Origin of the sequence: Zwartia lucis, from assembly GCF_965234455.1 — a bacterium.
In the GTDB taxonomy this organism is placed as follows: Bacteria; Pseudomonadota; Gammaproteobacteria; order Burkholderiales; family Burkholderiaceae_B; genus Zwartia; species Zwartia lucis.
The window spans coordinates 810068-824259 of the sequence record NZ_OZ248472.1 but is presented as its reverse complement, the minus strand read 5'-3'; the positions used below and the strand labels follow the sequence as shown (position 1 = coordinate 824259).

The 14192-nt window shown below is 47.2% G+C and carries 16 protein-coding genes; 5 read left to right on the top strand and 11 right to left on the bottom strand.

Going from position 1 to position 14192, the window contains the following annotated elements; translation table 11 throughout:
- The first annotated feature begins 6 nt into the window (after positions 1-6).
- Positions 7-636, top strand: a complete 630-nt coding sequence (locus AC8GE9_RS03985; protein ID WP_506675818.1) for a glutathione S-transferase family protein — start codon at positions 7-9, stop codon at positions 634-636.
- Between the two features lie 9 nt (positions 637-645).
- Here the strand turns inward: AC8GE9_RS03985 and AC8GE9_RS03980 are convergent, their stop codons facing one another.
- Positions 646-1377, bottom strand: a complete 732-nt coding sequence (locus tag AC8GE9_RS03980; RefSeq protein ID WP_506675817.1) for a hypothetical protein — start codon at positions 1375-1377, stop codon at positions 646-648.
- 311 nt (positions 1378-1688) lie between these two features.
- Between AC8GE9_RS03980 and AC8GE9_RS03975 the strand changes: the two genes are divergently transcribed.
- From AC8GE9_RS03975 to AC8GE9_RS03960, 4 genes are read left to right on the top strand one after another with little or no spacing between them, the layout of a single operon-like run.
- The gene (locus AC8GE9_RS03975) at positions 1689-2474 is read left to right on the top strand and encodes a substrate-binding periplasmic protein (RefSeq protein WP_506675816.1); all 786 of its coding nucleotides are present in this window, start codon (positions 1689-1691) and stop codon (positions 2472-2474) included.
- A 33-nt stretch (positions 2475-2507) separates the two neighbouring features.
- Positions 2508-3209, top strand: a complete 702-nt coding sequence (locus tag AC8GE9_RS03970) for a methyltransferase domain-containing protein (protein WP_506676314.1) — start codon at positions 2508-2510, stop codon at positions 3207-3209.
- The gene (locus tag AC8GE9_RS03965; RefSeq protein ID WP_506675815.1) at positions 3206-4840 is read left to right on the top strand and encodes a transporter substrate-binding domain-containing protein; all 1635 of its coding nucleotides are present in this window, start codon (positions 3206-3208) and stop codon (positions 4838-4840) included. Before AC8GE9_RS03970 ends, AC8GE9_RS03965 begins: the two co-directional genes overlap by 4 nt.
- The gene (locus tag AC8GE9_RS03960; protein ID WP_506676326.1) at positions 4791-5447 is read left to right on the top strand and encodes a hypothetical protein; all 657 of its coding nucleotides are present in this window, start codon (positions 4791-4793) and stop codon (positions 5445-5447) included. The genes AC8GE9_RS03965 and AC8GE9_RS03960 overlap by 50 nt, the downstream gene beginning before the upstream one ends.
- Here the strand turns inward: AC8GE9_RS03960 and AC8GE9_RS03955 are convergent.
- The 10 genes from AC8GE9_RS03955 to AC8GE9_RS03910 form a co-directional block, all read right to left on the bottom strand.
- Positions 5425-6435 carry a prohibitin family protein gene (locus AC8GE9_RS03955; RefSeq protein ID WP_506675814.1) on the bottom strand — a complete coding sequence of 337 codons (1011 nt, stop codon included), beginning with the start codon at positions 6433-6435 and terminating at the stop codon, positions 5425-5427. The genes AC8GE9_RS03960 and AC8GE9_RS03955 overlap by 23 nt on opposite strands.
- 46 nt (positions 6436-6481) lie before the next feature.
- Positions 6482-6988 carry a YcjF family protein gene (locus AC8GE9_RS03950; protein WP_506675813.1) on the bottom strand — a complete coding sequence of 169 codons (507 nt, stop codon included), beginning with the start codon at positions 6986-6988 and terminating at the stop codon, positions 6482-6484.
- 154 nt (positions 6989-7142) lie between these two features.
- Positions 7143-8258 carry an iron-containing alcohol dehydrogenase gene (locus tag AC8GE9_RS03945; RefSeq protein ID WP_506675812.1) on the bottom strand — a complete coding sequence of 372 codons (1116 nt, stop codon included), beginning with the start codon at positions 8256-8258 and terminating at the stop codon, positions 7143-7145.
- A gap of 51 nt (positions 8259-8309) precedes the next feature.
- Positions 8310-9326 carry a Bug family tripartite tricarboxylate transporter substrate binding protein gene (locus AC8GE9_RS03940; protein WP_506675811.1) on the bottom strand — a complete coding sequence of 339 codons (1017 nt, stop codon included), beginning with the start codon at positions 9324-9326 and terminating at the stop codon, positions 8310-8312.
- A gap of 66 nt (positions 9327-9392) precedes the next feature.
- On the bottom strand, positions 9393-9893 hold the full coding sequence (locus AC8GE9_RS03935) for a TPM domain-containing protein (protein ID WP_506675810.1): 501 nt from the start codon (positions 9891-9893) through the stop codon (positions 9393-9395).
- A gap of 2 nt (positions 9894-9895) precedes the next feature.
- Positions 9896-10822, bottom strand: coding sequence for a TPM domain-containing protein (locus tag AC8GE9_RS03930; protein ID WP_506675809.1), 927 nt, complete (start codon positions 10820-10822; stop codon positions 9896-9898).
- Between the two features lie 23 nt (positions 10823-10845).
- Entirely contained in the window at positions 10846-11448 is a 603-nt protein-coding gene (locus AC8GE9_RS03925) for a LemA family protein (RefSeq protein ID WP_506675808.1), read from the bottom strand.
- Between the two features lie 88 nt (positions 11449-11536).
- Entirely contained in the window at positions 11537-12229 is a 693-nt protein-coding gene (locus AC8GE9_RS03920) for a cupin domain-containing protein (RefSeq protein ID WP_506675807.1), read from the bottom strand.
- A 21-nt stretch (positions 12230-12250) separates the two neighbouring features.
- Positions 12251-13447: a Fic family protein gene (locus AC8GE9_RS03915; protein ID WP_506675806.1), complete on the bottom strand. Its 1197-nt coding sequence runs from the start codon at positions 13445-13447 to the stop codon at positions 12251-12253.
- A 106-nt stretch (positions 13448-13553) separates the two neighbouring features.
- Positions 13554-14189 (bottom strand): flavin reductase family protein, encoded by a 636-nt coding sequence (locus AC8GE9_RS03910; protein WP_506675805.1) that lies wholly within the window; start codon positions 14187-14189, stop codon positions 13554-13556.
- Positions 14190-14192 lie beyond the last annotated feature (3 nt).

Below are 14192 nucleotides of genomic sequence, written 5' to 3'. Positions count from 1 at the left end.
AGAAATATGACGATGCGCTTTTATTACGCCCCACTGAGCTGTGCTCTGGCAACACATATTGTGCTTGAGCACATCGGTGCTGATTACGAGGCAGAGAAACTGAACCTCCGTGAAAATGACCAAAATGCACCAGGCTATCTGGCGATCAATCCCAAGGGGCGGGTACCCGCATTGGTAACAGATCAAGGTATTTTGACTGAAACGCCCGCTTTACTTTTATATTTGGCTCAGACCTTCCCTGCTGCTAGACTCGCACCGCTTGACGACGCCTTTGCTTTAGCGCAAATGCAATCCATCAACAGTTGGTTTTGCTCGACGGTCCATGTGCATCACGCGCATGGCGCGCGCGGTCGTCGCTGGTCCGATGATCTAGACGCCCAAAAGAGTATGAAAGCCAAAGTGGCCGAGAATATGACGGGGGCCGCCGAGCTCATCGAGACAGAGATTTTGCGCGGGCCTTGGGTCATGGGTGATCAATTCACCGTCGCTGATGCTTATTTGTTTACGATGACAAACTGGATGGCTGGTGACGGCGTCGATTTGACAAAATTTCCAAAGCTTGCCGATCATTTCGCACGCATGATGGGGATTCCAGCGGTGAAAATAATTGCGCCATTGCACGGTATCAGTACTTAATAGAAGTGTCTATTGCTTGTATTTGACATAAAAATTATTAAACTCGTCAAAAATAACCTTCGATTGAAAATTATTAAGGGGTGTGGGGTAGACCGTAACCGTTTTACTGAGCAATGAATTTTGATAACTCCAACCAGCGGGCAGATTCAATCGAGACCCCAGACCGATGAGATTGTCGCGACTCAAATCTGTGGCGATTTCATTTGTGAACGTATACATAATATATCGGTCGCCATTGGGTGCGATGAGTTCATGCGCCAAGGTGCCGATGTTCCAGATATAGTGCATTTGGCTATGTACAATGAATTTTGTATAGGAACTGTTCACAACGTTAGCGATCTTCCAAGCATTACTCCAAGCATTATTTTTGATAGCATCCATTATGCTGAAGCGTACCTCGCCCGTTTTAGAAAAACGTAGCTTACCGACATAAAAGAATTTGTTCGTCACAGGGGATAAATTCACATCCATGGTGTAACCATGGGCTGACCCTTTCAATGTCAATAACGATCTCGTAAAGGTATTGGACTGAGCATCCATGGATGCAAGGGTTAAGTCATAAAAATAATTAGCGTCGCAGCTTTGTTCGACTTTATAGGTTGAATAAATCGCAAGCACGAAAGATAATTTAAATAAATCAAAAGAGCTCTTGTAAAAGGAGCAGGTAAAGCCTGCGATGTTCGAAAACTGGGGCAACGTGGTTGGCGAGTTATTTTGCACAGGTGCCGCGGTATTTTGCACAGGTGCCGCGGTTGTCTGCTTTTGCGCAGGTGCCGCGGGTGTCTGCTGACCCCAGGAAGAGACAGAAAACGGAATCAAAAAAGATGCTAATAAAAGCTTAAGCTTTAGCATAATCACTATATAAAGGGTTTTAAGAATCGCGCGATCGTTAGGCAACGCTTTCTAAAAGTGTATCCTATTTCAATCAAACGCATAAAGCTCATAGAAGCTCTCAATTTATGCGGTTTGCTCAGTCTCCCGGTGCACTTTACAAATCGCCACGCTACAGTGAGTCAATCACTAATTGATTTTATTTTTGACCTTGAACAACCATGATGCACACGCGGTTTTTTATTTTCTTGTTTGGAACGGGTTTATGGTGCGGCTTAGCTTTCGCTCAGGTTTGCGAGACGTTGGTGGTCACGGGTCCCCCAAACTCCCCCCCCTCGTCTTGGGTGATGGATCAAAAATTGGTCGGTGCTTCTGTCGAATTTGTTGAGACAGTCGCCAAAGCTGTGGGCATTATAAAAGTCGAAAATAAGGTGTTTAGCACTTGGACCGAGGCACTCGATGCTGCAAGACTCGGTCACGTTGACTTAATATTTTCAGCTGCTATTTCTGCTGAACGCGAGCGCTATCTCAACTATATTCGCCCAAGCTATGCCGGACAAAATCTTTACGTGGTCGTCAGAAAAGGAGAAAGTTTTCCACTTTTAAAGTATGACGACCTACTAGGACGCAGAGGTGGGGCAGGCGTTGGAGAGTCATATGGAGGTGGAAAGTTTGACCAATTCGTCAGTAAAAAACTGGACCTAGTCCGTTCACCCAACATATCAGACTCATTAGAGCTCTTATTCAACAATAAAGTGGATTACGTGTTGGGATATGAGAATGCTATAAACAGTGAAATTTTCACAAAAAATCTTCTAGGAAAATTGGATATTGTTCTGACGTATCCTTCTTATGCTGAAACGTATCTTGCACTCTCCAAGCGTTCCAAATGCTCTTCCCTAGTTAAGGACTTATCTGCTGAGATTCAAAAAGCAGATCAAAATAACTTGTTCTATCTACTATCAAAAAAATATATGAAAACTTTTGAACAATTCACTTCTCAATGACAAACCTGAGACACAAACTCTTCCTTTAATTTTCTGGATCATCTTATCGCCTCTTACAGCCACGATTTCAGACCAAGTCTCTACACCACAGCTTTACTGCGTGTCATCAAAGAGCGATGTACAGGTCGCGTCATGGACAACGTCTTGGACGTAGGCGTGGGGAGTGGCATTTTTTTAGCGTACCTTTCTCGCTTGGGAGCCAAACATTTGTGGGGAATCGACATCAACCCTGAGGCACTCCAAGCATCAAAAAATCTTTTGCAAGAGGTAGTGCCCTCTGTGCCACAACGGCTTATTCTCGGAGATATGTGGGAGCCCTTTACATTTGAACAACGTTTTGATGTCATCGCCGCAAACCTGCCCCATTTCCCCGCCAAGCTCACCCCTCTTGATCGTCCAAGCACCTGGACTGGCGGAGAGGGTAGACTCTTGATCAATCGCTTTATTCAAGGTCTGCCTGATCGACTCCAAGACAATGGTGTCGCCTTTATGACGCACCATGACTTGGTTGGACTGCAATCGACCATAGAGTGCGTTCAATCCTCTGGTTTACATTGTGAAACTGTTGCGCAATGGACCGTATTTGAATCGCCCGATCGTATGTCTGCCGTTTCCGAGGAAGTTCTCTGCGCGGGGCGTGAGAGTTTCTATTATGTTGGGGGCTATGCCTTTAGCGAGGCGCGTATTCTTGCCATCACAATGCATACCCCTGGTATTTCACTTGTGAAACCATGAAGAGTTGGCTGTTTCTGGCCATTTGCTTACTCTTTAGCGCTACGCTTGCCGTCAATGCTGAGGGTATAGACGATTTTGAAAAAGAACTACAACTTCAAATCGCGCCGACTCTCAAAGCTGGATGTGACAACCCTAAATCCGATCTAGCGCGAGTGCTATGCAATAAGCGTATACGGGTGGGCGTAAGAATAAACTACCAACTATTCAGTGAATACGACGGCACCAACTTCAAAGGCTTTGAAGTCGATCTAGCCAAAACGATCGCCAAACATCTCGGCGTCCAAGCTGAATTCATACGCGTCAACCCAGCCAACAGAATTGAAAACTTGAGACAAGGTGATATTGATACCATTATCGCTACGATGGCGCACACCGCATCACGCGACGCAAGAATTTTTTTTGTTCGTCCACATTACTATGCCTCACCCACCACCATTGTGGCCGCCAAGGAAAGAAATATTTCAGGCTGGCATGACTTGCAAGGAAAAACTGTTTGTGTTCCGCTTGGAAACTTTTCAAACATCTTATTTTCTGAACATCGCGTCAAACTTCTTATTTACGATCGGCCAAATCGACTGATTGATGCGCTTCAATTTGGTGCTTGCTCCGCCATCGCCCATGATCGATCTTTGTTAAAAGCTGAAGTTTTCGGCCCAAACGCCCCAAAAGATTTATCCAATAGATTTGAGGAAAAATTCTCTTTTAATAATGTCCCTTGGGGGATCGGCGTTCGGCAAGAAGCCAAGGATGATCTGGGTAAGGCTCTTTCATTCATTATGGCGCACTTGCACCAATCAGGCACATTGGAAAAACTCGCGCAGCAGCATGGTGTTGACATTCAATTTCTGGCAGATCAACATCAATTATTTAAACATTCAAACTGTTTGATTCAACACCAACTCAACCCTGCCTGCTTAGGCGAGCCAATAGATATTTCGGACAAGCCAACGCCTCTCGCTCCTCTTGTCCATCGCTTTGAGAGGTGGCTCAGCGATCATACTCGGGTACCTCTCATATTCCCAATGTTGGTCGGAGAGAACGCCACCCGACTTTTTCTCATCGGCGTTCTTGTATCGCTTCTCTTAGTCACAGGCTCCATTGTCGCGACGATGGGTCTCGCATTTTTATTCTTCAAAACATTACGATCCAAACGCTTGGTTGTTCGCCTGCTCGGTCAGATCTTTATACATTTTTTTCAAAATAGTCCGATCTTATTACTATTGACACTGGGCTATCTTATTGTGTCGCATCTGACCTCGTACTCCCAACCTCTCGCAATACTGGTATCCGTGATCGTGATTGGATTAAATAATGGAGCGAACGGAGGCGCGGCCATGACCGAGTTCGCCTCGGCATCGAGAAGCAATGCACGCGCATTTGTCATTGCGAGTAGAACCCGTATTCAGTTACGTGCAGCTTTGATCAACGCCGCCAAAGCAAGCCCTGTCGCCGGCTTTATAGGCGCGCCTGAATTGTTAGCGGTCTTGACTGATATCACTGCTTTTTCAGGCGAGACCATCACCACTTTTTTCATTCTTATTATTTTTTACTTGATACTGATTCAAATGGTCATCACCTTGAGTGGACGCATCATTCAACGCATGGACAAATATGACTCAAACCCTTCTTGACCTTCTCCCTGGGTTTTTATCAGCCTTTAGTTTGAATCTTCAGGTTGGGATGTTCGCGTTGCTCGGTGGCATCCTCATCGGATTACCTTTAACTTGGCTGATCATCAGAGGCGGGTTGATCGGAAAAGCGTCTCAATACCTGATTTCTTTTATGAGAGCTTTCCCTGTTTTTGTCATGATGTTTGTTGTATTAAACTTTTTCTCAGATTACTTGCATAGTATGTATGCAACATTAGAAAGCCTGCATAAAACAACGCTTATCTTGGCGCTTTGCTCTTATTCAGCCGCGGTCATTTCGGATGCGACTAAAGACAGCTGGGATCACTTTTGCCGCTCGGAACATGCTGAAACCCTGTTAATCATTCCGAATTTATTCAGAATCTTTACTATACTCGTGATGTCATCGAGCATTGGCGCCGCAATTGGCGTCAAAGAAGCCGTTACGTACACGCTTATTCATATTGATATGATGTCTGATCCGTTGGACAGAATCATGACCGTTTTTGTAGTGACTGTTTTTTTTATGTTGTTCTTTTCAACGTTCCGTTTTGCCATGTACTGGCTGGTACGGCGCATTTCAAATCTCAATCCTTCACGCCCGGCTTAGGCGCTGGTGGCTTGGCAGTTTGAGAAGCTGCTGTTGGCTTTTGTGTCTCAACAACGGGCGCTGCGCTTGATGCGCTTGTATTTTCTACAGCATTGCCAAGAATCAATGGCAAACCTGACGGCCCAGAACCAAAAATAACTGTTTTCGCATTTGCAGACTTTGCCAATTCTTCGGTTGCCTGAATACCGCGATACTTCAAGTACCTGTCAGTCATACCATCGTTGACGATATCTTGAAAGCCTTTGATTCCGTTCGCTTCAATGACTTTGCGCTCAGCTTCAGAGTGGGCAGCTTGAATTTTAAATTTATAAGCATCCGCATTCTCCGCCTCAACAAGCTTGTTGACAATAGCGGTCTGCACATCGGGCGGATACTCTACAGAAGTTAATTGAACTGAGCTAATGCGAATTAATCGTACATTGGTCAAGCCAGGTGGGCTAAGCTGATTCACCAAGAGTCCATCCGTCGTGATGGCAATATCATTTGCTACTTGACCAATATCCCCGGTAAACGCTACTTGAGAACTTAACTTAGCAACTTTTTCCCGAGTGATTTGGATCACCTGAGGAATAATCATTTTCTCTAAATAATTTATACCAACAAATTTGTGAAGATATGGCAAGGTGTAGGGATTGACTGCGTACTGAAAAGACACAGTCACGTTTGTGTTGAGTTGATCTGCCGTCATCAACTTGAGCTTGAGCTCTTTAAGTTGAATTTGAATGGAGTATTGAGTGACTGTATTCCATGGCAGTTTCAGTTGCGCGCCTTCTGATATCAAATCATTTAAATCTACGCCATCATTCAAGGGACGATAAACGACACCATTGAATCCCGGCGGAATGATCACCACTAGCCTAGGCCAAAGAACAATGAACGCCGATACAAACAACAAAACAAATAAAAAAAATGGAATCATTTTGCCATCGAGCCATCGCAAAAACTCATATTTTTTTATTGAAAAATAATTACGACTTATTTTTGCCACTTTTTTCTCAAATCATTACTCATTAAAAATGAGATGCTTATAAAAATTAATCTTTGAAAGTTTTGGTAAATTCTTTTTTTAGCTCAGCTTGAACGGCGGCAGCTGAAAAATTACTAAAGGAACCGCCATTTTCATAGTGGCGCACAAATATTTTACCAATTGAATACGTCGCTGCAGCACCAAAAGTAGCTAAAGTAATAGCCCCAAGCGCTGTTCCATAACCCGGTAGAAATTTTGGAATGGAAGACGTAGCGAAATGTGCTGCGCCAAAGGGAGCTAAAGTGCCAAACAGGACAGAGACAACGCCTTGAACAGCGTTTCTTGTCACTTTCTCATCGTATAACTTGGTAATGTCGACAATCATGTTGACCTGAACCAAGCCAAGCGATGCCATATCCAAAAATGGAATCGGAATCAAAGAAGCTGCCACACTCCATTTTGTTGATGAAGCAATAATAAGGCCTGCAGCATCAAGGCGCTTGTAATGCGTTAATTCTTTTGCCAGCGCATCAGCTTGTTCCGTATTTTCGACGATCATCTCATTTCCCATCATTTAAACCCCCTGGCTATGCGAAAACGCGACCAATAGTTAAAGGTATTGTCCTCGGGCAAGAGTATATAAAGCTCTCATTTGCTCACATTATGAGCGTCTAAAGATACTTAAAGAATGTACAAATGTATTAATTAAGGGTCGATTATCCATCAAATCAGTACGCCTGCTCCAACAAGGTCTCGTATAAAGCTACCGACATCAAACGAGGATTCGTCTTATTTGCATTATCCAACATTGCAGCTTGAGCGATGCCTTTTAATCTGACACGATCGAGGCCTAAATCACTTAAGTGCAATGGGATACCCAACTCAGCGACCAACCTGGAAACAACGTCAGGCATCTGAGATATCGCTGTGGCTCCACATAACTCAGCGATTTTGTCCGCCTTTTTACCCAAAAACTCGAGATTTAAACGCAACACATGCGGCAACAGAATCGCATTCAGTGTTCCATGGTGATAACCTAAGGCACCCAAAGGATGTGCACAGGCATGCACGGCTCCCATCCCTTTTTGAAAACACAATGCGCCCTCAAGAGAGCCCATCATCATATTCCAACGGGCTTGGCGATCTTGGCCATGCTTAACCGCCTGGTGAATACTAGAGAAAATCCTTTGCATCCCGTCAACAGCAATCGCATCCGCAGGTGGATTCACCGTTGCTGAGCAATATGTTTCTACGCAGTGCGCCAAGGCATCCATACCTGTTGTTGCCGTCACAAGAGGTGGCAGACCTAGGGTTAACTCTGGATCGCATATCGCCGCGGTGACAATTGCAGGGCAGCGAACGCCTGCCTTGATACCATGATCAAAAATAATGACCGCGGAACGCCCCACTTCGCTGCCAGTTCCTGAAGTGGTCGGCAACAAAATCAAAGGGGGCGTCTCGCCTAAGGGCAACTCCTTGGAATTACGATTTGAATAATTCCACAACGGTGGTGAATGTGTCGCCAAAATCGCGATCGCTTTGGCCAAGTCCAGCGCTGCTCCGCCCCCAATACCCACCACACCATCACACCCAAAATCATGGAAAGCCTGAGCGCCCGCAATCGCTGAAGCCTCAGTGGGATTAGGAGGCACATCACTAAACAATGCCTGTGTCAAAGCAGGAGGTAGCGCCTCTGTAGCCTGTGCAAAGACACCCGCTGCGAGGACACCGCGATCCGTCACAAAAAGCGGCTTTGTGCACCGCGCCGAAGCCATCACCTGGGGCAATAGCTTGCGCGCACCAAAATCAAAATGTACTGGAGGACCAAATAAAATCAGACTCATATGGCATGGAGAACTTGGTGATTGACCACAGGCAGAGAAGACATAACTTCGTTAGCCTATCGAAATGTTTGCAGTGCGTATGAGCTTTTCTAGAGAGGCTCTTTGCGTCTCAAGCCAGCTGGCAAATTGCGCAGGCGTGTTCACCACAAGCACCATCCCGCGTGAATCAATTGTTTTGATCACAGCAGGTGACGTTGCCGCTTTATTTGTAGCGACTTGAAGACTCTCAATCGCCTGAACAGGCGTGCCCTTAGCTGCAAAGAAACCAAACCAATCATCCATATCAAAGCCAGGATAACCTTGCTCCGCTATCGTAGGAATATTCGGATAACTCTTAGTCCGTTCAAGACTTGTCAAACCCAGAATCCGCGCCTTACCTGCTTGCACGGCGCCAATGGCTGTCGACAAGGTCAAAAGTGTGGAATCAATCTGGCCACCCATCAGATCTCTCACCGCATCGGCACCACCACGATAAGGAGTATGAATCAGTTCAATATCAGCAACCTGTTGAAACATCGCGATCGCAAGATGTCCCATCCCGCCTGAAGGTGGCGTGCCACACGTGACTTTCTTTGGATTCGCCTTGGCATAATCAACAAACTCTTTGAGGTTTTTTGCTGGAAAATTTTCTCTAACCGCTAGCACCTGAGGTACGCGCACGGCAAGTGAGACCGGAACAAAAGATGACTTGTAGTCGAAGGCAATATTCTTGAGCAAAATGGGATTGGTGAGTTGATTTGCGGCATCCCACAAAAATGTATAGCCATCTGCAGGGGACTGGAGAACGGCTTGCGCAGCGACAATCGCATTACCACCGGTGCGATTTTCAACGATGACGGACTGACCAATCGACTCACCTAGTGCGGCACAGATCGCCCGAGCAGAAGTATCCGCAGCACCACCCGCCGAAAATGGCACGATCACTCTGATGCTTTTGTTAGGCCACGCTCCTTGTGCGAAGGCTTGAGCACCAACAAAAGGTACAGCCATAACGCCAAGACCCGCCTTCATGATCGATCGACGCTTCATCGATCCCTGAGGGATCAATTCATTCAGGATTTTTTTCATTTTGTCTCCAAATTAAGCAATGGTGAGCTAACGTCACTTATCTGGTCTGGATACTACTATAAGGTCCTAGCTCAACACCACTGATCGATCAGACAGCTCATTATGATCCCCAATACTTGCCGGAAAATGCACCTTGAGGTGCTGTGTCACGCTTTTAATTCCGGCGACCGCCCCACTCCGGAAATCCTTCCGACGGAAAGCTTCCTCGATCTGCTGACAGATACGCATCCACTCTGCCTCGCCGACTTTGGCATGGATGCCTCGGTCGGCCACAATCTCCACTGCACGGTCGGCTAGCAATACATAAATCAACAAGCCGCAGTTGTGCTCGGTATCCCAGATCCGCAAGTTTGAGAACAGCTCGACGGCACGTGCCCTTGGAGTCTCCCCTCGAATGAGTGCGATAGGATCAAGCGCCGTCTCCACGGCAAAGCGCACTTCACCCGAATGTTCAGTCTCACTCGCTCGAATAGCAGCCTCGATGTCATGCAAAGTCGCAGGTGAAAAAGCAGCCTTCATCTGACCTTTTGTCGTGATCAAATGCTTAAGTAGACGTTTGGCATTCATGTTTACCATCTCCCCGAGGCACCGCCGCCACCAAAACCGCCACCACCTCCTGAAAAACCTCCTCCACCAAATCCACCACCGCTAGATCCACCCCCAAAACCACCACGGCCAGCGCTGCGGCCAGCGTTAGAGTGAGCGTTTCCCCCTCCGCCGTAATACCCCGAGGTCAATCCTCCCAAACCGCCACTCAACAAAGTCACGATAAACGCGATTACGCCACCTAAAAGCGCCGTCAGTAACGCCTCAGCAATAAACCAACCGATAATCGCGACTGCCACACCCGTGGCACTTGCGCCTACAGCACGTCCGAAAATTTTTCTTAAAAAACTACCCAATACTAAGGCAATCACAAACAGCACGGATAGGGATGACAAGGCACCCTCTTGATCAGCAACAAATTGCCGATTGGGCGCAGGGGTGGGCAAGATCTCACCATCAATCACACGCCCAATCTGGTCTACACCCGCTGAAATCCCGTCATAAAAGTCCTGTTGCTTAAAGCGCGGGATCATCGTGCCATCAATGATCCGTTTACTCAGCGCGTCCGTGAGTGCCCCCTCAAGGCCATAGCCTGCCTCGATCCGCACTGTCCGATCATTTTTAGCAATCAGCACAATGACACCATCGTCGACTTTTTTACGACCGATCTTCCATTTGTCCGCCACGCGGATCGCGAACTGCTCGATTTCCTCAGGCTTGGTGGTCGACACCATCAAGACCACCACTTGGCTACCCTTGCGGGCTTCGATCTCTCGCAGCTTTTGATCGAGCATGCGCAGCTGCTCTGGCGTGAGCGTTTTCGTTTGATCGATGACGCGCGCCGACAGTGCAGGTACAGCTACCTCTGCGGAGACTTGCCACGGAAAAGCAAACGCGCACAGAAACAGCCACGTACTAAAAAATCGCGCGCTCCAAACATTGCGCGACACGTGATGCTCCAGTGCCTTATGCATTACTTGGCGGGTGCTTTATCAAAATTAACCGCAGGCGCCTTAGAAATTTCAGCTTCATTTTCAACCGTGAAGCTCGCCTTGGTCTTGTAGCCAAAAATCATCGCTGTGAAGTTTGAAGGGAAGGATCGCACCGCGATGTTGTATTCCTGAACGGACTGAATGAAACGATTACGGGCGACTGTGATGCGGTTTTCCGTCCCCTCGAGTTGAGCACGGAGTTCCTGAAAGCTCTGATTCGACTTTAGCGAAGGATAGCTTTCCACAACAACCATTAAGCGACTCAGCGCACTGGTCAGTTGACCTTGTGCAGCCTGGAACTTTTGAAATGCCGCGGGATCATTGATCAGCTCAGGCGTCGCCTGAATACCCGTCGCACGGGCGCGCGCCTCCACCACACGCGTGAGCGTGTCCTGCTCAAAGCCAGCTTCACCCTTGACCGTATTCACCAGATTTGGCACGAGATCCGCACGTCGTTGGTACTGATTCAATACCTCGGCCCAAGCTGCTTTGACCTTTTCATCGACGGTTTGAAATGTGTTGTAGCCGCAGCCCGATAAGCTGAGCGTCGCGAACAACAACATAAGGGAGAGATATTTACGCATGAGACACCCCGTATTTAAAAAATTATAAATACAAGTGTAGACCCTCAGTCAAAAAGGTCAATGGCTTGCGCGGGACGCTGGACTCAGCTCAAACAAGGCTTGCTTGGGGAAGCGGCAGATACTCCGCGTCCAGATGTCCCGTTTTCACATAAATCAACGCACCCTCGCTCTTGGTAAAGGGTGTGTGCAAACTATAGCGGGGACTCCTGATCCAGGCACCCGCCGGATAGCTCCCATATTCGTCGTGAAAAACACCCTCGAGCACAAAAATTTCCTCGCCACCGGGATGAACATGACGATTAAACACGGTATCTGGTGCCCAGCGTACCAACGCCGTATTCACGCCATTGAACTCATGCAAGGGCAGCACGGTCAAGCCCGGCACCATCCCCTGATACCACTGAGCAGTTCGAGTATCGATCTGCACCGACTGCTTATCACCCGGGCAAAACTGCCAGAGCTTGACCAGCAACAAACAACCCGTTTGCGAAGCAGGACTGTGCTGACTGCCCGGCGGATGGCGCAGATACGTCCCAGCAGGATATTGCCCGCGCTCGTCAGAGAACACCCCGTCCAGCACCAGGATCTCCTCTCCCCCACCGTGCACATGCGCGGCAAACGTCGCATCCGGTTCATAGCTTACGACCGAAGTGGCACGCGCGACTTCATCACCCACACGATCAAGCATCTTACGTTGCACACCGGAGGCGGGCGATCTCACCCAATCCATTTGAGGTGTGTGTAAGACTACACGTTGGGTGAGGTCGTGATTAATGTTCATCCTTGCTGTTTCCATATTGATCTAGACTGACGGATATAAACTCGGAAAAAAATACTCTAGGCACTCCAACGGAAAACCTGCTCGTACACGACCTTTAGGCGTATCAGAGATGAGAAACTTTTCTTTTACCAAAGCCGTTAATACCTGACGGGCAGTTCTTTCTGGCATGCCTGTCACACGCCCTGCTTCCATACGATCAAACTCACCTTCTGTCATGGCATGCATAAATAATCTGACCGACTCAGGCTTTAAATCCACTCGAACAATCTGGAAATAATGCTCAACACGCTTACGAAGCGTATTAAGCCCAAAAAGTTCTGTCATAAAGCTTGCTTGATCTTTGGCTGTATTCATCGAATACATGCACCAATCCAAAAGTTTTTTTTCTGATAAGTTACCGCGGCCATCGTAGTCACCTTGACGCGGGAGGTCTGCGCCAGCCAGTTTGCTTTTATACTCTGCGTGTGACTTTGCAAATCCTCTGGACATCGACCAAACACTTGCTCGATTCACTCCGCATGACCGAAGCATGGCATCAAGCAATATCCGCGCCACACGGCCATTACCATCCATGAAAGGGTGAATCCAAACAAAGCGATGGTGTGCCATGAAGCAGCTTGCTATCGCATTAAGCTTGAATGAGCCCCCCTTCGCCGCTTGAAGAATTATTTGGGTATATACCTGATCAAAGCGTTCGAGAAATTCTCTGACAGCGAACGCACTGGGTGCGTGATGCAAACCAACAATCACATCTTCACCCTCACCAAGCCTAAACTCACCAGGCTTAATCATCTCGCCGTTTTGAAGTGTCAACTCAGACAATGGTAAATTTTCGCCAAAGATCCTGTGTAACGTTGACACAAATGGCAAAATGCCCATTGAAAGCAAGTCGTGACTCTGAGCCCATTGATCCGCCTCGATATGAGCGGAACTCAGTGTCTTTAGATTTTTTTGATCTCTTGCATCGTGACTTTGCATCGCCCTTGCTATGTCAATAGGTAAAGTTGGATGCCCCTCAATCAAATTAGAGTAATAACAATTCATCCCAACAACCAAGCGAGAAAGACTCTGTGCAGTTCGAGTATTGAGCTTTCCCTGCAATACAGCCGAAACCTCAGAAAGCTCGTACGCAAGCCCCAGAAGCTCATCGCTACCGGGACGTCCAGAGTCAATGAGCAGAGGCTCCATCTGGGAGCGAGAAGTAAATGATAAGGACATTTATTGAAAAAATCAGAGTATATTGCCGATATTTTAACCGATTTTATTACAATAATTTCAATAAGTTACATATTTAACTTATCATTTGTTGCCGATTATTAAATCGTTAATACCCACGCTCACGCTGCCACGCTTCATAACTTGGAACTTCCATTTCGAAGCGATCGTTCAAACGTGAATATAACTTTCCAAACAACCTACCAATCGGGCGATAAAGCTCAGGATTGATGTAATGGGTGACGGGATCTAATAAACCATCTCGCACGTGCATTCTGACGACCTTGCCGATCGCAATATTGCGCGTGGGACCGATTTGTAGCAGCGCAATTTTTTCACATTCAAACGCGACAGGTGCTTCGACGATACGCTTTGGACGAACGACTCGAGAAGGGGTAAGTGTCAGTCCCGCCTCCTCGACCTCCGAAATATTGCTTGGGAAATCAATCGCACAAATATTCATCGCCTGAGCCATTGCTTCATCCACCAGATGAATGACAAACTGACCGTTGTCTCGAATATTGACGGTCGTATCTTTCAAGGCCTGATTGTGCCTTTTGGTCTCGAGGCCCAAGACCATGACGGGTGGATCCTCGCCCATGCAATTAAAAAAACTGTATGGCGCAGCGTTATCACCAAACTCATCCGATATCGTCGTGACTAGAGCAATCGGACGAGGCACGACTGTCGAGGACAACAGCTTATATTGCTCGATCGGAGGCAGAGCAGTAATGTCGATTTCCATGAT